Source organism: Hymenobacter siberiensis, assembly GCF_018967845.1.
In the GTDB taxonomy this organism is placed as follows: Bacteria; Bacteroidota; Bacteroidia; order Cytophagales; family Hymenobacteraceae; genus Hymenobacter; species Hymenobacter siberiensis.
Genome location: NZ_JAHLZZ010000001.1, coordinates 4685838 through 4709305 on the forward strand (window position 1 = coordinate 4685838; position 23468 = coordinate 4709305).

Annotated in this window: 26 protein-coding genes; 19 read left to right on the forward strand and 7 right to left on the reverse strand. The window is 59.2% G+C overall.

Annotated features, from left to right (window positions below; genetic code table 11):
* Position 1 precedes the first annotated feature (1 nt).
* The 7 genes from KQ661_RS20580 to KQ661_RS20610 all read left to right on the forward strand — a co-directional run bounded on the left by KQ661_RS20580 (position 2) and on the right by KQ661_RS20610 (position 5875).
* Positions 2-574 carry an NADH-quinone oxidoreductase subunit NuoE family protein gene (locus KQ661_RS20580; protein ID WP_216690267.1) on the forward strand — a complete coding sequence of 191 codons (573 nt, stop codon included), beginning with the start codon at positions 2-4 and terminating at the stop codon, positions 572-574.
* Positions 575-578: 4 nt separating this feature from the next.
* Positions 579-923 (forward strand): hypothetical protein, encoded by a 345-nt coding sequence (locus tag KQ661_RS20585; protein ID WP_216690268.1) that lies wholly within the window; start codon positions 579-581, stop codon positions 921-923.
* Between the two features lie 12 nt (positions 924-935).
* Positions 936-2276: an NADH-quinone oxidoreductase subunit NuoF gene (nuoF, locus tag KQ661_RS20590; protein WP_168673543.1), complete on the forward strand. Its 1341-nt coding sequence runs from the start codon at positions 936-938 to the stop codon at positions 2274-2276.
* A gap of 168 nt (positions 2277-2444) precedes the next feature.
* Positions 2445-3461, forward strand: coding sequence for a 2Fe-2S iron-sulfur cluster-binding protein (locus KQ661_RS20595; protein WP_235727029.1), 1017 nt, complete (start codon positions 2445-2447; stop codon positions 3459-3461).
* A 146-nt stretch (positions 3462-3607) separates the two neighbouring features.
* A complete protein-coding gene (gene nuoH / locus KQ661_RS20600) occupies positions 3608-4702 on the forward strand; it encodes an NADH-quinone oxidoreductase subunit NuoH (RefSeq protein WP_216690269.1) in 1095 nt (364 codons plus the stop codon).
* Between the two features lie 6 nt (positions 4703-4708).
* Positions 4709-5287, forward strand: coding sequence for a NuoI/complex I 23 kDa subunit family protein (locus tag KQ661_RS20605; RefSeq protein WP_168673540.1), 579 nt, complete (start codon positions 4709-4711; stop codon positions 5285-5287).
* 81 nt (positions 5288-5368) lie between these two features.
* A complete protein-coding gene (locus KQ661_RS20610) occupies positions 5369-5875 on the forward strand; it encodes an NADH-quinone oxidoreductase subunit J family protein (RefSeq protein ID WP_168673539.1) in 507 nt (168 codons plus the stop codon).
* Between the two features lie 59 nt (positions 5876-5934).
* On the opposite strand, the gene KQ661_RS20615 is transcribed toward KQ661_RS20610, so the two are convergent.
* The 4 genes from KQ661_RS20615 to aspS all read right to left on the reverse strand — a co-directional run bounded on the left by KQ661_RS20615 (position 5935) and on the right by aspS (position 9917).
* Positions 5935-6921, reverse strand: a complete 987-nt coding sequence (locus KQ661_RS20615; RefSeq protein ID WP_216727902.1) for an SWIM zinc finger family protein — start codon at positions 6919-6921, stop codon at positions 5935-5937.
* Between the two features lie 370 nt (positions 6922-7291).
* Positions 7292-7480, reverse strand: coding sequence for a hypothetical protein (locus KQ661_RS20620; RefSeq protein ID WP_216690271.1), 189 nt, complete (start codon positions 7478-7480; stop codon positions 7292-7294).
* A gap of 208 nt (positions 7481-7688) precedes the next feature.
* On the reverse strand, positions 7689-8150 hold the full coding sequence (locus KQ661_RS20625; protein WP_216727027.1) for a hypothetical protein: 462 nt from the start codon (positions 8148-8150) through the stop codon (positions 7689-7691).
* A 3-nt stretch (positions 8151-8153) separates the two neighbouring features.
* Positions 8154-9917, reverse strand: coding sequence for an aspartate--tRNA ligase (gene aspS, locus KQ661_RS20630; RefSeq protein ID WP_216727903.1), 1764 nt, complete (start codon positions 9915-9917; stop codon positions 8154-8156).
* 252 nt (positions 9918-10169) lie between these two features.
* Here aspS and KQ661_RS20635 point away from each other — a divergent pair, with 252 nt between their 5' ends.
* The 7 genes from KQ661_RS20635 (at position 10170) to KQ661_RS20665 (ending at position 16355) form a co-directional block, all read left to right on the forward strand.
* Positions 10170-10610: a hypothetical protein gene (locus tag KQ661_RS20635; protein WP_216727904.1), complete on the forward strand. Its 441-nt coding sequence runs from the start codon at positions 10170-10172 to the stop codon at positions 10608-10610.
* Between the two features lie 172 nt (positions 10611-10782).
* Positions 10783-11337 carry a hypothetical protein gene (locus KQ661_RS20640; protein ID WP_216727905.1) on the forward strand — a complete coding sequence of 185 codons (555 nt, stop codon included), beginning with the start codon at positions 10783-10785 and terminating at the stop codon, positions 11335-11337.
* A gap of 27 nt (positions 11338-11364) precedes the next feature.
* Positions 11365-11778: a nucleoside deaminase gene (locus KQ661_RS20645; protein ID WP_216690275.1), complete on the forward strand. Its 414-nt coding sequence runs from the start codon at positions 11365-11367 to the stop codon at positions 11776-11778.
* A gap of 106 nt (positions 11779-11884) precedes the next feature.
* The gene (locus KQ661_RS20650; RefSeq protein WP_216727906.1) at positions 11885-12499 is read left to right on the forward strand and encodes a superoxide dismutase; all 615 of its coding nucleotides are present in this window, start codon (positions 11885-11887) and stop codon (positions 12497-12499) included.
* 178 nt (positions 12500-12677) lie between these two features.
* A complete protein-coding gene (locus KQ661_RS20655) occupies positions 12678-13793 on the forward strand; it encodes an alkene reductase (RefSeq protein ID WP_216727907.1) in 1116 nt (371 codons plus the stop codon).
* Between the two features lie 147 nt (positions 13794-13940).
* Entirely contained in the window at positions 13941-15227 is a 1287-nt protein-coding gene (locus KQ661_RS20660; RefSeq protein WP_216690278.1) for a nucleoside permease, read from the forward strand.
* A gap of 33 nt (positions 15228-15260) precedes the next feature.
* Positions 15261-16355: an AAA family ATPase gene (locus KQ661_RS20665; protein ID WP_216727908.1), complete on the forward strand. Its 1095-nt coding sequence runs from the start codon at positions 15261-15263 to the stop codon at positions 16353-16355.
* Positions 16356-16466: 111 nt separating this feature from the next.
* Here KQ661_RS20665 and KQ661_RS20670 read toward each other — a convergent pair whose 3' ends face one another.
* Positions 16467-16877, reverse strand: a complete 411-nt coding sequence (locus tag KQ661_RS20670) for a nucleoside-diphosphate kinase (protein ID WP_216690280.1) — start codon at positions 16875-16877, stop codon at positions 16467-16469.
* Positions 16878-17102: 225 nt separating this feature from the next.
* On the opposite strand from KQ661_RS20670, the gene KQ661_RS20675 reads away from it, so the two are divergent.
* The 5 genes from KQ661_RS20675 to KQ661_RS20695 all read left to right on the forward strand — a co-directional run bounded on the left by KQ661_RS20675 (position 17103) and on the right by KQ661_RS20695 (position 21443).
* A complete protein-coding gene (locus tag KQ661_RS20675) occupies positions 17103-18149 on the forward strand; it encodes a DHH family phosphoesterase (protein WP_216690281.1) in 1047 nt (348 codons plus the stop codon).
* A 37-nt stretch (positions 18150-18186) separates the two neighbouring features.
* Positions 18187-19230 carry an FKBP-type peptidyl-prolyl cis-trans isomerase gene (locus tag KQ661_RS20680; RefSeq protein WP_216690282.1) on the forward strand — a complete coding sequence of 348 codons (1044 nt, stop codon included), beginning with the start codon at positions 18187-18189 and terminating at the stop codon, positions 19228-19230.
* Between the two features lie 89 nt (positions 19231-19319).
* Entirely contained in the window at positions 19320-19916 is a 597-nt protein-coding gene (locus KQ661_RS20685; protein ID WP_216690283.1) for an FKBP-type peptidyl-prolyl cis-trans isomerase, read from the forward strand.
* Positions 19917-19923: 7 nt separating this feature from the next.
* A complete protein-coding gene (locus tag KQ661_RS20690; RefSeq protein WP_216727909.1) occupies positions 19924-20445 on the forward strand; it encodes an FKBP-type peptidyl-prolyl cis-trans isomerase in 522 nt (173 codons plus the stop codon).
* Positions 20446-20489: 44 nt separating this feature from the next.
* Positions 20490-21443: an FKBP-type peptidyl-prolyl cis-trans isomerase gene (locus tag KQ661_RS20695; protein WP_216690285.1), complete on the forward strand. Its 954-nt coding sequence runs from the start codon at positions 20490-20492 to the stop codon at positions 21441-21443.
* A gap of 100 nt (positions 21444-21543) precedes the next feature.
* Here the strand turns inward: KQ661_RS20695 and recO are convergent, their stop codons facing one another.
* Positions 21544-22263 carry a DNA repair protein RecO gene (gene recO, locus KQ661_RS20700; RefSeq protein ID WP_216727910.1) on the reverse strand — a complete coding sequence of 240 codons (720 nt, stop codon included), beginning with the start codon at positions 22261-22263 and terminating at the stop codon, positions 21544-21546.
* 111 nt (positions 22264-22374) lie between these two features.
* Positions 22375-23468 (reverse strand): type IX secretion system anionic LPS delivery protein PorZ (gene porZ, locus KQ661_RS20705; RefSeq protein WP_216727911.1); only part of this gene is annotated, 1094 nt, incomplete at its 5' end.

Below are 23468 nucleotides of genomic sequence, written 5' to 3' on the forward strand. Positions count from 1 at the left end.
TATGGAGCCGACTACCGCGCCCGCTAAACCGACCTTCTCTGCCGCCGCCCAGGCGGAAATCAAGCGCCTGCTCACGCATTATCCGGCCGATAAGAGCAAGTCGGCCCTGCTGCCGATTCTGCACATCGCGCAGGCCGAGTTCGGCGGCTGGGTGAGCCCCGAGGTGCAGGACCTGGTAGCAGAAACACTTAATATTAAGCCCATTGAGGTATACGAGGTGTCGTCGTTCTACACCATGTACAACCTCAAGCTGGTGGGCAAGCACGTACTGGAAATCTGCCGTACGGGCCCCTGCATGCTGCGCGGCTCCGACGAGCTGACCGCTAATCTGGAGCGCATCACCGGGGCCAAAGTAGGCGGTACTTCGCCCGATGGCAACTTCACCCTGAAAGAAGTGGAGTGCCTGGCCGCCTGCGGCTTTGCCCCCGTAGTGCAGGTGCGCGAGCAGTATTACGAAAAGCTCGACACGCCCGAAGCGGTGGATGCCATGCTCAACGAGCTGCGCGGGCAGATTCATCGGCCCATCCTGTCGTGGGAAGAAAACGACCTGCCTAATTCGCTTAAAAACAACTAGAATTATGGCCGAACAAAACCAGGATTTGCCGCTCGTCGTGTCCGAGATTCTAATTGAGATGCACGAATTGCGCGGCGACATTAAGCAGTTGCAAACCGTGACGGTGCATCTCAGCCACAGTGTGGAAAAGCTGGAGGTGAGTGTAGACAAGCTGCAGGTTGAAATGGGCGAAGTAAAAAGCGCCATTGTTCAGTTAGCAGGTTCTATCAAAACCCTGACTGAGGAAAGCCGCAGCAATACGGAAATGCTCATCGCGGCCTTTCGGGAAGAAGGCATGTACGTGCGCCAGTTGCTGCAACAGCACGATGCCCGCATAACGCGACTGGAAGACAATCAGCCCAATAAATAAGCAATTACCGCTATGGGACGCAAGCTATTAACTGAACATATCAACGTCGAAGGCATCAACACCTTTGAAGTGTACCGCAAGCACGGCGGCTACCGCTCCGTGGAAAAGGCGCTCAAAACCATGACCCCGGACGAAGTGACCGAGGAAGTGAAGAAGTCGGGCCTGCGCGGGCGCGGCGGTGCGGGCTTCCCCGCCGGCATGAAGTGGGGCTTTCTGGCCAAGCCCGAGGGCGTGCCGCGCTACCTCGTGTGCAACGCCGACGAATCGGAGCCCGGCACCTTCAAGGACCGGCAGCTGATGACGAAACTGCCCCACCTGCTCATCGAGGGCATGATTACGGGCAGCTACGCCTTGGGCGCGCGCACTAGCTATATCTACATCCGTGGTGAGCTGTTGTACGTGCTGCGCATCCTGGAAAAGGCTATTGCCGAAGCCTACGCGGCCGGTTTCCTGGGCGAGAATATCCTCGGCTCGGGCTACTCGCTCGATTTGCACGTGCACCCCGGTGCCGGCGCTTACATCTGCGGCGAAGAAACGGCCTTGCTCGAATCGCTGGAAGGCAAGCGCGGCAACCCACGCAACAAGCCGCCATTCCCGGCCGTGCAGGGGCTGTACGCCCGCCCTACGGTGGTGAACAATGTGGAAACCATTGCGGCCGTGCCGGTTATCGTGAACGAAGGCGGCGATGAGTACGCCAAAATCGGCATTGGCCGGAGCACGGGCACCAAGCTCATTTCGGCCTGCGGCCACCTTAACAAGCCCGGCATCTACGAAATTGAGCTGGGCCTGCCGGTAGAGGAATTCATCTACTCCGACGAGTATTGCGGCGGCATCTGGAAAGGCCGCGACCTGAAGGCCGTAGTAGCGGGCGGCTCGTCGGTGCCGATTCTGCCCAAAGAGCTGATTCTGAAAACCGCCGCCGGCGAAAACCGCCTGATGACCTACGAGTCATTGAGCGACGGCGGCTTCGTGACGGGCACCATGTTGGGCTCCGGCGGCTTCATTGCGATGGATGAAACCACGTGCATCGTGAAGAACACCTGGAATTTCTCGCGCTTCTATCACCACGAGAGCTGCGGGCAGTGCTCGCCCTGCCGCGAGGGCACGGGCTGGATGGAAAAGGTACTGCACCGCCTGGAGCACGGCCACGGCTCGATGCACGACATCGACCTGCTGGTGAGCGTGGCCAAGCAGATTGAAGGCAACACCATTTGCCCGCTGGGCGAAGCGGCCGCTTGGCCGGTAGCCGCTGCAGTACGCCACTTCCGCCACGAGTTCGAGTGGCACGTGACCAACCCCAAAGAAGCTACTGCTCCCGGCGCGGCCTATCGCGGCGCGGCGGTGCTGGCGTAGAGGCGGTAATGAACGAAGAAAAGGACGTCATGCTGAGCTTGCCGAAGCATCTCTACCGCTTCGTTGAATCGATTGAATTACTTAACCGGTAGAGATGCTTCGACTTCGCTGCGACGCTGCTTGATACGCAGAATACTCAGCATGACGACCTAAATACAAAACTATCAAATGGCTAAAATAACGTTCGACGGTATTGAAATAGAGGTTGCCGATGGCACCACTATCATGAACGCGGCCCGCCAGATTGGCGGCAGCATCGTGCCGCCCGCCATGTGCTACTATACCCCGCTGAAAGGCTCGGGTGGTAAGTGCCGCGCCTGTTTGGTGAAGGTTTCGGCCGGCTCGGCCAAAGACCCGCGTCCCATGCCCAAGCTGGTGGCCTCGTGCATCACCACGGTGCAGGACGGCATGGTGGTGGAAAACACCATCAACGAGCAGGTGATGGACGTGCGTAAGGGCATTGTGGAGATGCTGCTCATCAACCACCCGCTCGACTGCCCGGTGTGCGACCAAGCTGGCGAGTGCAGCCTGCAAGACTTCGCCTTCGAGCATGGCCTGAGCACCACCCGCTACGAGGAAGAGCGCCGCACCTTCGAGAAAATCGACATCGGCCCGCTCATCCAGTTGCACATGACGCGCTGCATCCTGTGCTACCGCTGCGTGTACGTGGCCGACCAGCTCACCCCCGAGCGCGTGCACGGCGTACTGGGCCGCGGCGATGCCTCGGAAATCGGCACTTACATCGAAAACATCATCGACAACGATTTCAGCGGCAACGTCATCGACGTGTGCCCGGTGGGCGCGCTAACCGATAAAACCTTCCGCTTCAAGCAGCGCGTGTGGTTCACCAAGCCCGTGAACGCCCACCGCGACTGCCAGACCGACAAATGCGAAGGTCGCGTAACCCTCTGGTACAAAGGCAAAGACGTACTCCGCGTAACCGCCCGCAAGGACGAATACGGCGAAGTGAAAGAGTGGATTTGCAACACCTGCCGCTTCGATAAAAAGGAAACATCGGACTGGACGCTGGAAGGCCCGGCGCACATCAACCGTGCCTCGGTGATTGCCCAAAACCACTACGAGCTGCCAGTGGTGAACCCGCAGGTGATTCGGGATTTGCCCGAAAGCACCACGCGGGAGCTGGAACGCAACCCGCCATTGCGGCTGGGTGGTTTGAATAATTAAGCAGTAGAACGACAATAGAAGAACGTCATGCAGAGCGCAGCGAAGCATCTTGCCCGCTTCGTTGAGCAAAGTAATTATTTACTTCCCCGAGCAAGATGCTTCGCTGCGCTCTGCATGACGTTCCAACGAAATAGACAATTCCAAATATGACTCTCCCCGCTCTGGGCTGGCAAGGCCTCGTTGTTCTGGTGGTATTCGGCGTTTCGCTGCTGATTGCCACCTACTCCACCTACGCCGAGCGCGTTATCGCCGCGTTTCTGCAGGACCGGGTGGGCCCCGACCGTGCTGGGCCCTTCGGCCTGCTGCAGCCGCTGGCCGATGCCGTGAAGCTCTTCACCAAGGAAGAATTCTTTCCGGCCGGGGCCAACCGGGCGTTGTTCGTGTTCGGGCCCTGCCTGGCCATGGTCACGGCTCTGATGTCGTCGGCGGTGATTCCGTTCGGCAACTTCCTGCAGTTCGGCGATACCATCGTGCATCTGCAAGGGATTGAAATCAACGTAGGCATGCTCTACGTGTTCGGCATGGTGTCGCTGGGCGTGTACGGCATCATGATTGGCGGCTGGGCTTCGAACAACAAGTTTTCACTGCTGGGCGCCATCCGGGCCGCTTCGCAGAACATCAGCTACGAGCTGGCCATGGGCTTGGCCCTGATTGCGGTGCTGATGATTTCGGGCACGCTGTCGCTGCGTGAAATCACGCTGCAACAGTCGTCGGCCGCGCCGTTTGTGTGGCACGACATCTTCAACTGGAACATCATGAAGCAACCGCTGGGCTTCCTGATTTTCATCGTGTGCGCCTTCGCTGAAACCAACCGCACGCCCTTCGACCTGCCCGAGTGCGAAACCGAGCTCATCGGCGGCTATCACACCGAGTATAGCTCCATGAAAATGGGCCTGTACCTGTTTGCCGAGTATATCAACGTGTTCGTGGCTTCGGCCGTGATGAGCGTGCTATACTTCGGTGGCTTCAACTTCCCGTTCCAGTACGAAATGCGCGACTGGCTGGTATCGAGCCGGGGCCTGGAGTTGGTCACGGCCCAGAACATCATTACCATTGTGGGCCTGCTGGGCCTGTTCGGCAAAATCTTCGCCTTTATTTTCTTCTTCATGTGGGTACGCTGGACGCTGCCGCGCTTCCGCTACGACCAGCTGATGCGCCTGGGCTGGACCATCCTCATCCCGCTGGCCATTTTCAACATCCTGCTCACGGGCGGCCTGATTACGTTCGGCGTAATTAAATAACGACTTATGGAATCCTTAAGCAAACGCGCCAAAGTTCTCGAAAAGAAGCCGATGACCCTGGCCGAGCGGGCCTACCTGCCGGCTATTTTCCAGGGCTTGTCGATTACGATGCAGCACTTTTTCCGGGCGGCCACCAAGAAGCAGGTCACCATCCGCTACCCCGAAGAAACGCGCCCCTTCTCCCCTGTTTTCCGGGGCCTGCACGTGCTGAAGCGCGACGAAGCCGGCCGCGAGCGCTGCACGGCCTGCGGCCTCTGCGCCGTGGCCTGTCCCGCCGAAGCCATTACGATGGTGGCTGGCGAGCGCAAAAAGGGCGAAGAAGGCCTCTACCGCGAGGAGAAGTACGCGGTGAGCTACGAAATTAACATGCTGCGCTGCATCTTCTGCGGCCTGTGCGAAGAAGCCTGCCCCAAAGCCGCCGTGTACCTGCAAGCCGACAAAATGGCCCCGCCACGCTTCGAGCGCGACGAGTTCATCTACGGCAAGGACCGGCTGGTGGAGCCCGTGACGCCGGATAATCGCTCGAAGCGCGGCATCCAGCTCACGCCTGAGCAGGCCGACAAGCTGCGCACGCAGCTGGCGTAGCTTCGTGCGGTAGGCTTTAGCTTGCCGTCTTCAAACCTGACCCTCTTAACGAACGGCAAGCCAAAGCTTACCTCACAATCAATGTCCCTCTTCCTCTTTATTTCATTCGTGGCCCTGCTGAGTGCATTGGGCGTGGTGCTGGCCAAAAACCCGGTGCACAGCGTTCTGTTCCTCATCCTCACGTTCTTCACGCTCTCGGGCCACTACCTGCTGCTAAACGCGCAGTTCCTGGCCGTAGTGAACATCATTGTGTACGCCGGGGCCATCATGGTGCTGTTCCTGTTCGTGATTATGTTCCTGAACCTGAACGAGGACACTGAGCCGCACAAGCCGGCCCTGGCCAAATTTGCGGCCGCCATCGCCGGTGGTTCGCTGCTGCTGATACTGGTGGCTGCTATGCGTAACATCAGCCCTGCCGGCTACGACGCGGCTACGTTCGACTCGCAGATTGGCATGGTGGATAAGCTGGGTATGGTGCTGTTCCGCGACTACGCGCTGCCGTTTGAGTTGGCGTCTATTCTGCTGCTGGCCGCCATGGTGGGTTCGGTGATGCTGGGAAAGCGCGAAACGGGCGAGCGGAACTTCTAGCTTTTCCGAAGCAGTTCAAAAAGCAAAAAGAGCGTCCGGCCGGATGCTCTTTTTGCTTTTTAGCGCGCAGGATTTTTGGGCTGACGGCCGCGCTTTTTGGGTGGCAGGCCAGTATCCAGCTCATTTTTAATGGGGAAGAATCCGGCCGTAGTCAGGGCCTGATGCAGCGAGGAAAGCCGCCGGTACTGCTGCATCAATTCTGAAGCGAATAGCCGCACCTGCTCCCCCAGGGCTGGCAGCGATACCAATCTACTCAAACACGTCGCGATGAAATAGTAGAGCGGGCTGCCGCGCAATGACTGGTTATTCAGGTAGCCCTCAAACCGCTCCATTACCGCATCGAAGGTAGCTTCGGGCTGGGCACGGGCCGATTCGGCCAGCAGGTAGGGCCAAGCCTGGGTGTTGAATGGCTGGGGCTCGCGCACCCAGTCCAAGGGCAGGAGCAGCGCCAGGAGCTCTGGCTGCCTGTTGCCGTTGATGAGGACATGGGCTTGTTCCACGAAGGTGAGCGGACGGCGCGGCGCGGGCCGGCGGCCGCGCGGCTTGGGAGCAGCCGACGGCGGCCGGGCTGTGGCCGCCAGCAATAAGGCTTCATCGAACTCGAAAGCCTTCAGAAACCGACGCAGCAACTTGGGCTTTTGCAACAGGAGCTGCTGTAGAAACGCCAGCCGCTCCCGGTCGCTGGTACGGATCCAGGCGGCGGACAGCAGGTGGGCGCGGCGGGCTTTTTTAGTCAGCGGGGCGGGTTCGGGGACTGGTTTGGGTTCGTCGCCGCCGCCAAACCAATCGAGTACGGCCAGGCCCAGGGCGATACCGTGCTTGCACACATCGCCGTAGTCGTAGGGGCAGTCGCAATAGATTTTCGGCGGCTTACCGGGGCGCATGGTCAGCTCGACACGGTAGGTTTCGGTGCCTTCCACCCTGGCCTTGAAGGTGTCGCCGGTGCGGCTGATGCGGCCCACGGCGTTGTCATCATAGTAATAGGCACTGCCCCGCTCGAAAATCTTCTGCGGCACCAGCGCTTCCAAATCTGCTTCCGTAAACATAACCTTTAGCGTGACTGACAATTAGGGGCCGCAAACATAAGTACCTCCGAAGCAACGTGGCTGGTTCCGGGCCCTGCCCTACTGCATCGTAACACCTTTTGGCGCGCATTTGCCGCAATGCAAAAGCGCCGCTCCCAGTGAGGAGACGGCGCTTTTTAATAGATATAGGACTTACGCACTTAAAAAGCTGTGTAACCTGAAAATCAACGACTTGCATTCAAGACGCATATTTGTTATACTGCTGTTTTTCAGTTGGTTGGTATTTCAACTGCGTAAGTCCTAAGATAATTTTTAAAGTCCTAGCACTTCAACAAATAACAATCACCTGAGTAATCACCTAACCGGGCCGAATATCCCGGCCAGACTGGTATTAATTGTAAGTAGCGGTAGTCGAAATGCCCTGCACCTGCGCGATTACCGTCGAGCGGATGGGCATGGAACGGTAGGTAGGCACCCGCAGCTTGTGCATCGGCGAAACCACCAGCTGCACCTGCATAAGCGAGGCAGCAAGGGCACTCCAGAACAGGAAAACGGCGGCGAAGATGTATAGTTTAGTCATGGATGCGAGTGGTACGGTGCTTAACTGAAACAAACCTACTCGACTGGGGCATGGTCGGATTTCGGCCTTCGTTCAACCCTGAGCGTTGCCCGGTGAACGCAGGAATCCGGGAGGTGAGTGCTGCAAAATCGATTTTTGGTTCTGGCTATAGTCTCCAAATAAAAAGCGGCGACTGAAGTATCAGTCGCCGCTGCTGTTGCAATGATTCTTACGTCTGGCCTGACGCGCATTTTTTCAAATACACGCGAAGCGAACGAATATCGACATCCAACTGGTCAATCCAGATTTGTTCAATATCAAAGTGTGGATTGAATCGATTGACAATTGCCAGATGCTCTGTCACACCGCCGCGAAATCCAGTGCTTTGCTTGATTACGGCCATTACCCGAGTCCAAGGCAAATGACTTGATTTTACCGTCCAGATTCCCTGGTAGCCAATCTTGAGTTGCGGGCCTTGGTTGCGGAGCATTTTTACAGCTCGCCAAACCATGAAAAGCCCAGTAGCTGACAGAAACAGCAAGGCCAATGCCCTCCACCAAAAAGCTAAAACCAAACTTCCGAATAACAGCGGCACTCCGAACACAAAATTGAACAGAATCGCACTTTGCGAATAGCCAATTTCGTATTCGTAAGCAATCTGCTTTTTGCTGAAGCGGGGCTTTTTCTTCATTGGCTACTTCGCCACCACGTCCGTTTTAATGCTCAGTTCCTTGAGCTGCACCTCCGAAATCGGCGAGGGCGAGTCAATCATCACGTCGCGGCCGGAGTTATTTTTGGGGAAGGCGATGAAGTCGCGGATGCTGTCGGAGCCGCCGAAGAGGCTGCACAGGCGGTCGAAGCCGAAGGCGAGGCCGCCGTGGGGCGGTGCGCCGTACTCGAAGGCATCGAGTAGGAAGCCGAACTGGGCCTGCGCTTCTTCGGGCGTGAAGCCAAGCAGCGAGAACATGCGGGCCTGCACAGCGCGGTCGTGGATGCGGATGGAGCCGCCGCCCACTTCTACCCCATTGATTACCAAGTCATAAGCATTGGCGCGCACTTGCCCGATGGTTGCGGGCGAGTCGAGCAGAGCCAGGTCTTCCGGCTTGGGCGAGGTGAAGGGGTGGTGCATGGCGAAGTAGCGGTTTTCCTCTTCGCTGTATTCGAGCAGGGGAAAATCGACCACCCACAGCGGCGAGAATTCCTCCTTGTTGCGCAGGCCCATGCGCTGGCCCATTTCGAGGCGCAGCTCGCTCATGGCTTTGCGGGTTTTGGCCTCGGAGCCGGCCAGTAGCAGCAGCAGGTCGCCGGGGTTGGCGTTGAAGGCGGCGCTCCACTTCTGCAGCTCTTCCTGCGAGTAGAACTTATCGACCGATGATTTCACCACACCGTCGGCCTCCACGCGGGCGTAGATGAGGCCGGTAGCACCGATTTGCGGGCGCTTCACGAAGTCAGTCAGCTCGTCGAGCTGCTTGCGGGTGTAGGCGGCGCAGGTGGCGGCGTTGATGCCCAGCACCAGCTCGGCGCTGTCGAACACGGGGAAGCCCTGGCCTTTCACGGTGTCGGTGAGGTCGGCGAACTTCATGTCGAAGCGGGTGTCGGGCTTGTCGTTACCGTAGTCGCGCATGGCGTCGGCGTAGGTCATGCGGGGCACGGTGGGGAAATCGAGGTTTTTGATTTCCTTGAACAGGTAGCGCACCAGGCCCTCGAACATGTCGAGGATGTCTTCCTGGGTCACGAAGGCCATTTCGCAGTCAATCTGCGTGAACTCGGGCTGGCGGTCGGCGCGCAGGTCTTCGTCGCGGAAGCACTTCACAATCTGAAAGTAGCGGTCGAAGCCCGATACCATGAGCAGCTGCTTGAACGTTTGGGGCGACTGCGGCAGGGCGTAGAACTCGCCGGGGTTCATGCGCGAAGGCACCACGAAATCGCGCGCACCTTCGGGCGTGGACTTGATGAGCACGGGCGTTTCGACTTCGATAAACTCCTGGCCATCGAGGTAGCGGCGCACGGCCTGGGCCATTTTGTGGCGCAGCATGAGGTTGTTGCGCACGGGGGTGCGGCGCAGGTCGAGGTAGCGGTACTTCATCCGCAGGTCGTCGCCGCCGTCGGTGTCGTCTTCGATGAGAAAGGGCGGCAGCTTGGCAGGGTTCAGAATCTCGACCTTCTCGGGGCGGATTTCGATGCCGCCGGTCGGAATTTTGTCGTTCTTGGAGTAGCGCTCGGCTACTTTGCCGGTCACTTGCAGCACGAACTCGCGGCCGAGGTGGCGGGCGGTTTCGCGCACAGCTTCGGCCTCCTGGCCTTCTTCGAGGGTGATTTGGGTGAGGCCGTACCGGTCGCGCAGGTCAACCCAGAGGATGGCGCCTTTGTCGCGGGTGCGCTGCACCCAGCCGCAAAGGGTGACGATTTGACCAATGTGTTCGGCGCGGAGCTCGCCGCAGGTGTGGGTACGTAGCATCTTGGCAATTAACATTTAACATTTAACATTTAACAATCATCGCCTTTCACGTAACAGCTGGTGGCTTGCGGTACACGAGGGTGAGCCGGATGCCTGGGGAATGCCCTGTTAAATGGTAATTGATAACTATTAGATGAATCTACCGCGAAGGTAGCCACTACGCGGGCGGGGCGAAACCCAAACTTTGGTACGGAGTATGCAAAGGCAGACCGTAGCTACGTTCCTTTGTCTTCTCAATCCCTTCAAATACCCATGAAATTTCTTCCCGCTCTCGCTCTGGCCGCCGCCCTTTTAGTAGCCGGCTCCGCGCAGGCCCAAACCAAAATCAAAATCAAGAGCAAGTCGGATGCCTCGGGCACTGTCATCAAATCAAAGTCTACGGGCGACGCCGTGACGCTCGATGGCCCCATCAAGCGCATCGAAACGCTGTCGGGCATCGATGTTTTTCCCAAGCCGAACTCGACTGATATTCTGCTGAGTTTCACGCAGCAATTCACCAAGGCCGGCACGCTGGTGATGACCGATTACAAGAACAAGGTGATGTACCAGACTGACCTGGACCCCGCCAACAACACCGGCGCGCCCGTGAACCTGGGCAAGATTCCGGCCGGCACCTACCTCGTAGAAGCCAAAACCGGCAACTACGTGTACTGGAAGAAGGTCCGCATCAAGTACCCCACCGTTCGCCGCTAAGCGGAGTTTGAAATACTTCAGAACGTCATGCCGAGCGCAGCCGAGGCATCTCTCTGGTGTTAGTAACTCAACTGTTTGGTTACTACTGCACGCGAGATGCCTCGACTGCGCTCGGCATGACGTTCTTTCTTTGTATGACGTTCTTTTGTATTGTTACCATTCACTGTCTGCTATGAAATTCGCTTCGCTGCTGCTGTTACTTTTTGCCCTCACGTCTTTCGGCCCCGCGCCCAAGCTCACCACCGTGAAGCTGGCTTCGACGCTGAGCGTGGGCGTACCAGCGGGCTTCGCGCCCCTGCCCGACGACGGCATTGCCGTGAAATATCCGTCGCCGCGCAAGCCGCTGGCCGTGTTTTCCAACCCCAGCGGGCGCGTGGATTTTAGCGTAGCCGTGCGCCCCACCACGTTCGAAAGCTTCGATTACGGCGTGCTGATTAAGATTTACAAGTCCAGCATTCAGCGGCTTTATACCAAGGTTGATTTCATCAAGGAAGATATACGAACCGTGAACGGGCGCGATTTCATCTATTTCGAATTCGTTTCGACCGTGGCCGACAGCCGGCGCACCGGCAGCCAGCTGGCCCCAATCAAGCGCTACCAGGCCGTGCAGTATGCCATTGAGGGCACGCAGCTCTACGTCTTCACCTTCGTGGCCCCGGCCGAGGAGCAGGCCCAGTGGCAGCCCACGGCCCAGGCCGTGATGGGAGCCATCGTAATGAAGAAATAAGCAGTGCTGGCCCCCGACGAATACTTTATGACTCAGGCGCTGGCCGAGGCCGAAAAAGCCCTAGCCGCCGATGAGATTCCCATCGGGGCCGTAGTGGTGTTTGAAAACCAAATAATTGGGCGCGGCTACAACCAGACCGAGCGCCTGCGCGACGTGACCGCCCACGCCGAAATGCTGGCCCTCACGGCCGCCGCCAACTACCTGGGCAACAAGTACCTGTCCGATTGCACGCTCTACGTCACCATCGAGCCTTGCGTGATGTGCGCCGGGGCCAGCTACTGGGCTCAATTAAAAGCCGTGGTGTTTGGCGCGGAGGAGCCCAAAGTGGGTTTTCGACGGCATGGGGCCCTTTTGCATCGGCGCACGCAGCTGCGTGGTGGTGTGCAGGCCGATGCCTGTGCCAAATTGATGCAGCAGTTTTTCAGTATGAAGCGAAAATAATCTACTTTTGAAGCCTAACTACTGGCCAACGCAACTATGCGGGCAGCCGCCGGTTTAAAAACCACCCTTTCCTTCTCTTTTCACTAACCCAACCCCTTTTTCAGTTATGGCTTTCGAACTTCCCAAACTCCCGTACGCCTACGACGCGCTCGAACCCACGTTTGACGCGCAGACCATGGAAATCCACCACACGAAGCACCACCAGGCTTACGTGACCAACCTGAACGCGGCCATCGCGGGCACGGAAATGGAGAACCAGTCCATCGAGGAAATTATGCACAACATTGCCAAAGCCCCGGTAGCTGTGCGCAACAATGGCGGCGGCCACTACAACCACTCGCTGTTCTGGACCATCCTCTCGCCCAACGGCGGCGGGCAGCCCACCGGCGCGGTGGGCGAAGCCATCACCACGGCATTTGGCACATTTGATAAGTTCAAGGAAGAGTTCAGCAAAGCCGGTGCTACGCGCTTCGGCTCGGGCTGGGCGTGGCTGTGCAAACAGCCCGACGGCTCGGTACAAATCTGCTCGACCCCGAACCAGGACAACCCGCTGATGCCCGAGTCGGGCTGCAAGGGCATGCCCATCCTCGGCCTCGATGTGTGGGAGCACGCCTACTACCTGAAATACCAGAACCGCCGGCCCGACTACATCGCCGCCTTCTTCAACCTCATCAACTGGGATGAAGTGAACAAGCGCTTTGCCACCGCCTACGCCGCATAGTCTCAGCAGCGAAGGCTTTTTTTACTGAAAAAGGCTCGTCTCCCACCGGAGGCGGGCCTTTTTTTATTGTCGACTTCGCTGGCGAAACTCAGCCGAAAACAATTCGTGTACGTACCTGCTTTATCACCGCGCCTTATTTACCCGGCGGCTTGCGCACCCCGCCAATTCAATCGAACTTATGTCAAGCAAAGCTTTTGAGCCCGCCCAACTCGGCCCGCTCACCCTTACCAATCGCATCGTAATGGCTCCCATGACGCGCTGCCGCGCCCTGGGCAACGAGGCCAATGAGCTGATGGCCGAATACTACCGCCAGCGCGCCACTGCCGGCCTCATCATTTCGGAAGGCGTGTCGCCCTCGGCCGATGGCCTGGGCTACGCCCGCATTCCCGGCCTGTTCACGCCGGAGCAGATGACTAACTGGCAGCGCGTGACGGAAACCGTGCACCACCACGGCGGTCACATTTTTATTCAGCTCATGCACGCCGGCCGCGTGTTCCATCCGCTCAATCTGCCCGAAGGGGCCGAGGGGGTAGCTCCTTCGGCCATCGCGGCCAAAGGCCAGATGTGGACCGACCAGCAGCAAATGCAGGACCAGCCCGTGCCCCGTGCCCTCACCACCGAAGAAGTGGCCGAAGTGGTGCAGCAGTACGCCCACAGCGCTAAGCTGGCCATGGAAGCTGGCTTTGATGGCGTAGAAATTCACGGCGCCAACGGCTACCTGCCCGAGCAGTTCCTGAACCCGAACAGCAACCAGCGCACCGACGAATACGGCGGCAGTGTGCAGAACCGCGCCCGCTTCGTGCTCGACGTAACCCGCGCCGTGGCTGCCGAAATCGGGGCTGACCGCACCGGGGTGCGCCTCTCGCCGGGCAGCACCTTCAACGACATGGGGGCCTACCCCGAAATGGCCGAAACCTACGCCTACCTGGCCGCCGAGCTGCAAAAAATCGGCGTGGTGTACGTGCACCTCGTGGGCACGGGCAACATTCCGGCCGACGTGCTGGACAGCATCCACACCGCTTACACCGGCCCCGTCATCTACAACGGCGGCTACCGCGACCTGGCCCGCACCGAAGCCGACCTCGCCGGCCGCGCCGACTTCATCGCCTTCGGCATCGCCTATATCGGCAACCCCGACCTCGTGGAGCGCCTGCAAGCTGGCCAGCCTCTGTCCGAGAGTGACCAAGCTTCTTACTATTCCCCCGGCCCTAACGGCTTTGCAGACGGCTACACCGACTACCCCACGGCCGATGGCCAGCCCGCAGGCACGTTCTCGCCCACCTACGAGGCGTAAAACGGCCCCCAACGGCTAATGCAAGCCCCTGCGAAGCTCGCCCCCAACCGGGCGCTTCGCAGGGGCTTTTTTATTTATCTTTGACGGTCGTGGCCCCTGCGCCGCGCCTGCATTCGTCATATCCCACCCCTTTTGCCCCGTTCCCGCATGAATACGAAGCTGCGCCTTACTGTCCTGAGTTTCCTCCAGTTCTTTATCTGGGGCTCGTGGCTGATTACCATTGGCGCTTATTGGTTTCAAACGAAGCAATGGTCTGGTGCCCAGTTTGGGGCCATTTTCTCAACCATGGGCATTGCTTCCATCTTCATGCCCTCGCTCATGGGCATTGTGGCCGATAAGTACGTGAACGCCGAAAAGCTCTACGGCATCCTGCACATTCTGGGCGGCATCACGCTTTGCACCATCCCGATGGTGACGGACCCGGGCACGTTCTTCTGGGTTATCCTGCTGAACATGATTTTCTACATGCCCACGCTCTCGCTGTCCATCGCCGTGTCGTTTTCGGTACTGAAAACCGAAGGGCTCGACGTAGTGAAGGACTACCCGCCCATCCGTGTCTGGGGCACCATCGGCTTTATCGTGGCCATGTGGACGGTAAGCCTGCTGGGTTTCGAAAAGTCGGCCAGCCAGTTCTATGTGGCGGCTGGTGCAGCTTTCGCGCTGGGTCTCTATTCCTTCACGCTGCCTAAGTGCCCGCCGCAGTCGGCCAATTCTTCGAGCCAGAGCCTGGCAGAAATTCTGGGGCTTAAATCGTTCGCCATTCTGCGCGACCGCAAGATGCTCACCTTCTTTATGTTTGCCCTGCTGCTGGGTGCCGCCCTTCAGCTTACCAATGCTTACGGCGACACTTTCCTGCACGATTTCGACCAGAACCCGGCCTACAAAAATACCCTCACGGTGAAGTATCCGGCCATCATCATGTCCATCTCGCAGATTTCTGAAACCCTGTTTATCCTGGCCATTCCGTTCTTCCTGCGCCGCTTCGGCATCAAGCAGGTGATGCTCTTCAGCATGATTGCCTGGGTGCTGCGCTTCGGCCTATTTGCCTACGGCAACCCCGGCCAGGGCCTCTGGATGATTATCCTCTCGTGCATCGTATATGGCATGGCGTTCGACTTCTTTAATATTTCGGGCTCGCTGTTCGTCGAAACCCAGACCCAGCCCAGCATTCGGGCCAGCGCGCAGGGCCTGTTTATGATGATGACCAACGGCTTTGGAGCGGTGCTGGGCAGCTCGCTCAGCGGCCTCATCATCCAGCACTACTTCACCGATGCTAATGGCGTGAAGGACTGGCACAGCATCTGGCTCACGTTTGCGGGGTACTCGCTGGTTATCGCGGTACTGTTCGTACTTATTTTCAAGCATAAGCACACCACCCAGCCGGTCGAAGACTCCTCGCACGTCGCGCCGTTGCTCTCCGTTGAGCAAGCCTAGCCGGCCGGCCTTTTTCAAGCATTCGCATCTGGCATGACGCCCTCGCTTACCCCTCCTGCCCCCGATCTATCGCTGAGCTACACCCACCAGGGCTTTCAGCCCGTGGCGTGGTTCTATGCCACTTTCGGCGCGTTGCCGCGCCGTGAAATCTACCAGCTGGCCTCTACCGAGGCACGGCAGGTTGTGCTCACCGCCCTTGCCGAAACCCACGACCTGGACCGCGCCACCGTGATGCAATCGGTGTACGTGGAGGAAGTGGGCAAGGCTCCCGAGCTGCAGTACCAAGCCCTGACGCTGGCCCCGCACGTGCTGCTGTGGTTTTACGACCGCGGCATTTACGGCGACCAGGCGGCCCAGCTCTACTATTCACCCCAGACCGACCCGGCCCTGCTGGCCCAGCTGCGCGCCCTGCTCACGGCCCACCTCGAAACCGGCAAAGTCGAGCGCAAGCGCATTCAGGTGCTGCGCCTCAGTACCGGCGACCTGGAGTTCAGCCCCCTACCCATCACCATTCCGGCGCTGAATCTGGCCACGCACTACAACGACGACCTGCTGCCCGCCCACGAAACCATTGTGCAGCGCCTGCAGAAGCCCAACGACAAGGGCATTATCATCCTCTACGGCCCGCCCGGCAACGGCAAAACCAGCTACATCCGCCACCTCTGCGGCCTCACCGATAAGCCCAAGCTGTTCATCCCGCCCAATCTGGCGGCCCGCATCGCCGACCCCGAATTCATCAACCAGCTCCACGACAACACCAATTCCATCCTGCTGATTGAGGATGCCGAGGAGCTGCTAACAAAGCGCGATGGGCCCGGCGGCAACGCCGTGAGCAACCTGCTGAACCTGTCCGACGGCCTGCTGTCCGACGGCTTCCACATTCAGATTATCTGCACGTTCAACACCGAGCTTTCGCGCATCGACAAGGCCCTACTGCGCAAGGGCCGGCTCATTGCGGCCTATCATTTTGGCCCCCTGGCGGCCAACAAGGCCCAGGCCCTGGGCACCACGCTGGGCCTGACCGACCCCATTACGGAGCCAACTTCCCTGGCCGAGCTCTACAACCGCGAGCCCAATACCTTTACCGAACTGGAGGCCAATGGCAAACGCATTGGTTTCAGCCGCTAAAAAAAGCTCAACAATACAAGATTAGTATAAAAACAGTCTGCTTTTGGTATAAAGAAAAAGCCCGCTCTGCATGCGCAGAGCGGGCTTTTTGCTACCTTGCGGCGGCTGGAATTACTTGTTGCCGAAGTAGAATTCGCCTTCAATCTGCGCGTTTTCGTCCGAATCCGAGCCGTGCACGGCGTTGGCTTCGATGCTCTTGGCGTACTTTTTCCGGATGGTGCCTTCCTCGGCGTTGGCCGGGTTGGTAGCGCCGATGAGGGTACGGAAATCAGCTACAGCATTTTCTTTTTCGAGAATAGCCGCCACAATGGGGCCGCTCGACATGTATTTCACGAGGTCGTTGTAGAACGGACGCTCGGCGTGCACGGCGTAGAACTGGCCGGCGCGCTCGGCGCTGAGGTTGAGTTTCTGGAGCTCCACGATACGGAAGCCGCCGGCCTCAATCATGCTCAGGATGCCACCAATGTGGTTTTCCTGAACGGCATCGGGCTTAATCATCGTGAATGTGCGGTTGGTGGCCATTGCGTTGGTCGGGGGAGAGTGGGGGTTGAAAAAAGTATTGAGCCACAAAAGTAGCAACAAAGCGCACGGGTTGCTTTGGCCGGGTTCTACCCGCCGTTGAGATACTTGAAGAGAACCTTCCGCAGGCAGTGCGTTGTTGAGAACGGATTTATGCCGACTTTTGCCGCCCCAATTATTCGTAAGCCACCGGCCCTCAGTTCCGTTTCCGGGCCATTCACGTTGTCGATGTCTAGTTCCATTTCCGCGCTGCAAGCCTTGCTGGCGCAGCCCAAACAGATTGTTATTACCACCCACCACAAGCCCGACGCCGACGCGCTGGGTTCGTCACTGGCCTGGGCCGGGTATCTGAAGCAGCAGGGCCACCACGTCACGGTGGTCACGCCGTCCGATTATCCGGCCTTCCTCAATTGGATGGAGGGCAACGACGAAGTCGTTGTTTACGACAAGCGCCGGAACGACCGGCAGGTGCGCGACCTCATTGCCCGCGCCGAGGTTATCTGCTGCCTCGATTTTAGCTGCCTGGGCCGCATCAATGAGCTGGGCGAATACATCCGGGTGGCCAGCGCCACCAAGGTGCTGGTAGACCACCACCAGGAGCCCGAGGACTTTGCCGACATCACGTTCTCGGTGCCCACGGCAGCCGCTACGGCTGAGCTGATTTTTGAAATCATCCGCGACCTGGGCCACCAGGACCTAATCACCAAGGGCATGGGCGAGGCGCTGTACGCGGGCATTATGACCGATACGGGCTCGTTCCGCCACCCCAGCACCTCGCGCAACGTGCATTTGATTATTGCCGAGCTGCTCAAGGTGAACATCGACCTCTCGTCGGTGCACCGCCGCATCTACGACTCGCACTCCGAAATCCGCCTGCGTTTTTTGGGCTTCGTACTGAAGGATAAGCTGGTGGTGAACCGCGAGTTCAACACGGCCTACATCGCTATTACGCAGGACGAACTGCGCCAGTACCAGAGCAAAACCGGCGACACCGAAGGCCTGGTAAACTACGCCCTGAGCATTGAGGGCATCCTTTTCGCGGCGGTTTTCATTGACCGCGGCGTGGCCGTCAAAATTTCTTTTCGCTCGGTGGGCAGCTTCTCTGTCAGCGACTTTTCGCGCAGGCATTTCGACGGCGGCGGGCACCACAATGCCTCCGGCGGCATCAGCTACCTGCCCCTCGATGCAACCGTGGACCGCTTCCTCAGCATCCTGCCCGAATACAAGGAACAATTAACGGGCGTACCCGCTGCCGTAGCGCCGCCAGTGGCGTAACTTTGAACCGTATCTGACCCTCACTTTTTTAATTTTCATGCGTTTTACCTCCCGCTCTGCGCGGCAGCTGGCCCTGGCGGCCGGCGTGCTGAGCTTCGCTTCCCTCACCGCCTGCAACAAAGGCGGGGGTGACTTTGCCAAGACCAAGTCCGGCATCGAGTACAAGATTTTCAAAAAAGTCGGAAACAGCTACGAGCGGCGCGAAATCGGCCCCGACGGCGACCCGACCTACAAGGACCGCGTGGGCAAGTTTCTGCTCGGCAACATGCAGTACCGCACCGGCAAGGACTCGGTGCTTCAGAACACCCGCCGCGACGTGGGCATGCCCGTGCCCCTGCCCCTGCAGGAGCTGAAGCAGAAAGGCATGCCCGACGAGGCCCTGTCCATGCTCCAGCCCGGCGACAGCGGCGTGTTCCGCTTCCAGGTCGATTCGCTCATCAAGCCCAAGTCGGGCCAGCCCGTGCCCCCCTTCCTGAAGCGCGGCGGCAACGTAGTGCAGATGTTTGTATCGACCACCAACAAGCTCATCACGCAGGAAGAAGCTCAGGCGATGCAGCCCGAGCTGCAAAAGCGCGCCATGGCCGCCCAGCTGAAGCAGCGCATGGCCTCGCCCGAGTACGCCAAGCAGATGCAGGCCCAGAAAGACGCCCAGGCGAAGGCCCTGGCCGAGCCGGCCGTGCAGGCCCAGATGAAAAAGGACGATGCCCTGCTGCAGGAATACATCAAGAAAAATGGCCTCACCGTGCAGAAAACGCCATCGGGCGTCTACTACCAGGTGCTGAAGCCCGGCACCGGCGCTACGCCCAAAGCCGGCCAGACCGTGAGCGTGAACTACAACGGCACGCTGCTCAGCGGCAAGCAGTTTGACTCGTCGGACAAAGCCGGCAAGCCCATTGACTTCCCCATCGGCCAGGGTGCCGTAATTCCGGGTTGGGACGAGGGCATTGCCCTGCTCAACAAGGGCAGCCGCGCCATTCTGCTCATTCCTTCGGCGCTGGCCTATGGCACGCGTGGGGCCGGGGCCGACATTCCCGCCAATGCGCCCCTGCGCTTTGAAGTGGAACTTGTTGACGTTCAATAATCCTTCTTACTGTTACTGATTCCGGCCAACGGGCGGCACGGCACTATTGCCCGGGCTCCGTTGGTCGGAATCTTTTTATCCGCTTCGCCATGAATAAAATTCTGCTCCGTGCACACCACCTGGTGCTGGGTGCCTGCCTGCTGCTCGCCGCTCCGGCCCTTTGGAGCTGCAACTCGCAAACGACCTACCAGAAGCAGGTGGCTGAACACCAGAATCAGCTGAAAATCATCGACGAGGATACGATTCATAAGTATCTGGACAAGCGTAATCTGCTGAAAAAAGCCCGCCGCACCAACTCCGGCCTGTACGTGGTGGACAGCGTGGCGGGCACCGGCCTGGCCGTTACCACGGGCAAGCAGGTGCGTGTGAAGTACATCGGGCGGTTTCTGAGCAACGGCGCGCACCCGGCCTCCACGGGCTACCCGGCTTCGTATGGCAACCCCAACTATCCACAGGGTACTATTTTCGATAATTCCTCGGAGAATCATACCCAGTGTGGCTGTGTGGTATTCACGGGTGGCAGCGGGGCTATTCCCGGTTTCAACGAAGGCTTGTTGCTGATGCGCCAGGGCGACCGGAAGTTGTTGCTTATTCCCTCCTATCTGGCCTACGGCCCCACCGGTTCAGCTTCCATCCCCGCCGATTCGGCGTTGATGTTTGACGTAGAAATCCTCGAAGTATTTTAAGTCTGCCATGCACGGCACCACGGGAATCGCACGGGGAATAGGCAGCCTGCTGGCCTTGCTGCTGCTTAGCGGCCCGGCAGCCCAGGCCCAGGATGCTCCCAAGCCGGCCGTGCCCACTACGCCCATTGTCTCCGCCACCGGAGCCAGCCCCGATACCGCGCACCTCGCTCCGCAGTTTACGCCGGGCGGGGTGCGTTTTATTTTTCGGGAGCGTGGCACGGGGGCGCTGGCCCGGCCTGGCCAGCGCGTAGCCGTGCGCTACACCGGTTTCCTGCCCGACGGCCATATTTTTGACGCGACGGCCGCCTCGGGTGGGCCGGTGCGGTTTCGGGTGGGCCGCAAGGAAGTCATCGCGGGCTGGGACAAATTGTTGCCCCTGCTGCCCGTGGGCTCCCGGGTGCGCGCCTGGATACCGGCCGCGCTAGCCTACGGCGCAGCCGGCGTGCGCGACCCCGACGATGAATCTCATTACTTAATTCCTCCCGATACTGACCTGGTATTCGAGTTGCAGGTTGTGAGCGTCCGGTAAGACTTCATGCGGCCGCTCATCCTTCCAGAACCTTACTTAGAACAATGCGAAATCTGTTTTTTGCCGCGTTAGGGGCCCTGTTTAGCTTAGCCCAGGTGGCGCAGGCACAGGCGCCGGCTACTGATTTCTCCCGCCTGCCCGCAGGCACGGAGTACCGCCTCTTCCGCAAAGATGCCACCGGGCACTATCAGCCCCGCGCCCTCGCGCCCACCGATGCGCCCTACGCCAGCCGGGCCGGCCAGGTCCTGACGGTATTCATGGAATTCCGTACGGGCCGCGACTCGGTGCTTATGAACTCGCGCCAGCTGCAGCCGCTGCCCCAGCCGGTGGCTCTGCCCGCGCAGGTTACCTCCGGCAGCCTGGAGGAAGCCCTGGGCCTGCTGCTGCCCGGCGACAGCGCCATCTTCCGCTTCCCGGCCGATACCGTGTTTGCGAAAACCTTCCGCCAGCCCGTACCGCCGTTTCTGCGCCGGAGCGGCAACAAGCTGGTCGTATTGGCCAGCGCCCGCGAGCTAGTGACGATGGCCGAAATGACGGCCCGCCAGCAGAAGCTGCAGGAAGAAAGCGTCCGGCAGGGCAAGGCACTGGCCGCCGCACAAATGACCAAGGACGTGGCTACCATTCAGGCCTACCTGAAAAAGAACAAGGCCACTGCCAAGAAAACGACGGGCGGCACCTATTACATCCTCAAGAAGCTCGGCACCGGCCTGCCGCCCAAAACCGGCCAGACGGTGCGCGTGCTTTACCGGGGCACGGTGCTGGCCACGGGGCAGGAGTTCGACTCTTCGGCCAAGCACGGCAACGAGCCCATTTCCTTCGTGCTGGGCCAGGGCCAGGTAATTCCGGGCTGGGACCAGGGCATTGCTATGCTCAACAAAAGCAGCAAGGCAGTATTGCTCATTCCGTCGCCCCTGGCATATGGCCCCCGCGGTGCCGGCGCCGACATTCCCGCCAACGCCGTGCTCCGCTTCGAGGTGGAACTGGTTGACTTCAAATAACCGGATTAAGCCGTTAAGCTTAAAAAAAGCTGTCCTGTGCTTGTCAGAAACCAGACGCCTACCGGCATACTGGTTTCTGACAAGCACAGGACAGCTTTTTTTAGTTGAGAACCTGCGACAGGATTTCCAGGGAGCGGATTTCGCCCATCTGCTCCACGTGCAACTGGTAGTAGCGGATGAGCACGTTCAGTAGCTCATGGCGCACGCGGCCGTTGGGGATGGTGCTGGTGGCGGGGGCGCGCAACAGCTCGTCGAAATAGCCATCGAACTCGTGCAGCCGCAGCGTGGCCGGGCCGGTCACGCCCTTGGCAGTGGCCGCGTGGCCCGCCATAATCACCTGGTCGGTCAGTTCACTGCCAGAACTGATGCCAAACCCCAGGTAAGCAGCCAGTTGGAGCATAAACCCCAGCGCAAAATTCTCGCTGCCCGCTGCTTGCCGGTCAAAGTCCAGGATGGAATCGTGCAGAAATTTAAACAGCGCTTCGTTCTGCTCTTCCTCGCGCACGACCCGGCCCAGCACTTCCGACAGAAACAGCACCACGCTGCTTTTGTGCACGTCGTAAGGCAGCGTCTGGAAGGGCTCGGCGCACCGGAACTCCGACAGCCGCGTGAGGCCGCTGCTGCCCCGGGCCACGTAGGCCACCAACTCCAGCAGCGTGAAGGGCTGAAACAGGGCTATGCGCCCCGGCGGCTTGGCCTTGCGCACGCCATTCACCACGTAGGTCTGCACGCCCAGCCGCTCGGTGTACACCCGGGCGATAATGCTCGTTTCGCGGTATTTGAGGTAGCTAAGGACAATGCCCCGTGTCTTAATCAGCATGCTATATTAATGTGAAAACATGGAAAATGTGGAAATGCGGAGATTTTCAACTGGCTTGCAACTGGCACATTTCCACGTTTCCCAGATTTCCACATTTCCCACACGCTCAACTCATTTGCTAAGGACGGCTACTTTGCTCACGCAGCCGTTTTTGCCATCGGCGTCCGACGATAGCACCAGATAAATGCCCGACCGCACACGCTGGCCATCGGGCATGGTCAGGTTCCAGGCAACGGTCCCGCCGGTGGCCGTGGTGGCATACACGAGATGGCCCGCCACGTCGGTAATTTTCACCAACGCATTATTAGCCAAGCCGCTGATTCCAACTGTGCCCTGAAAATCAGGCCGCACGGGATTAGGGAATACGGCCGTGCAGTGCGGCTCACCTTCGGTTACGGTAGCTGAGCCCCGGTAGGCGACCACACCAGCATCGGTGGCCACCCATACTTCGCCGGTCTTGTCGTTCACCTTCACGTCCACAATGCGATTGGAAGGCAGCGGGCTGTTGGCCGTAGTGAAGTGCATCAGGGCCTCGTCGGCATCGGGGCTAAACAGCCATAGGCCATTATCGGTCCCGAACCACTTGCGGTCGGCCCCGTCCACGGCCAGCGTCCGCACGGCCTCGCTAAACAGCGCCGGAAAGCCCGTGCCTTCCCCGCGCCGCACCACCGGCAGCGTGAATCCGGCCGGGGACAGGAACGGGCCGCTCGGATCACTAAACACGGCCACGCCTTTAATGGTAGCCGCCCACATGTACCCGCGCCGGTCTTTCGCCAGCTCGTAAATCTGATTATCGGGCAGACCGGTCGCGGACGTAAACAGGCGCGGTGGATTGGATTGAGTAATGGCGGGGTCTACCGCGTAAATGCCAATAGCAGGCCCGGTGCCGGAGGGGTCTGTTTTGCGCGATACAGTTACCCAGGCGTAGCCGTTGTCATCGAGGGCAACTCGCTCAAGCTCCTGCAGATGAGGCACCCATGGAATAACCTGCCAGGTGGTCGTAGCAGGGTCCAGTATAAACAATCCCGAGCTACCGGGAAGCAAATGCCGGTTCACTACCCACACTTTGCCTTCCGAGGTTGCTGCTACATCCGTTACCTCAACCCGATTATTTCCCAGCCCAAACGTGCCAATGAGTGGGCTACCAGTCGGGAGGCCTTCACCGAAATGCCGCACCTGGTCGGGCCCTTTCCATTCCAGCAGCC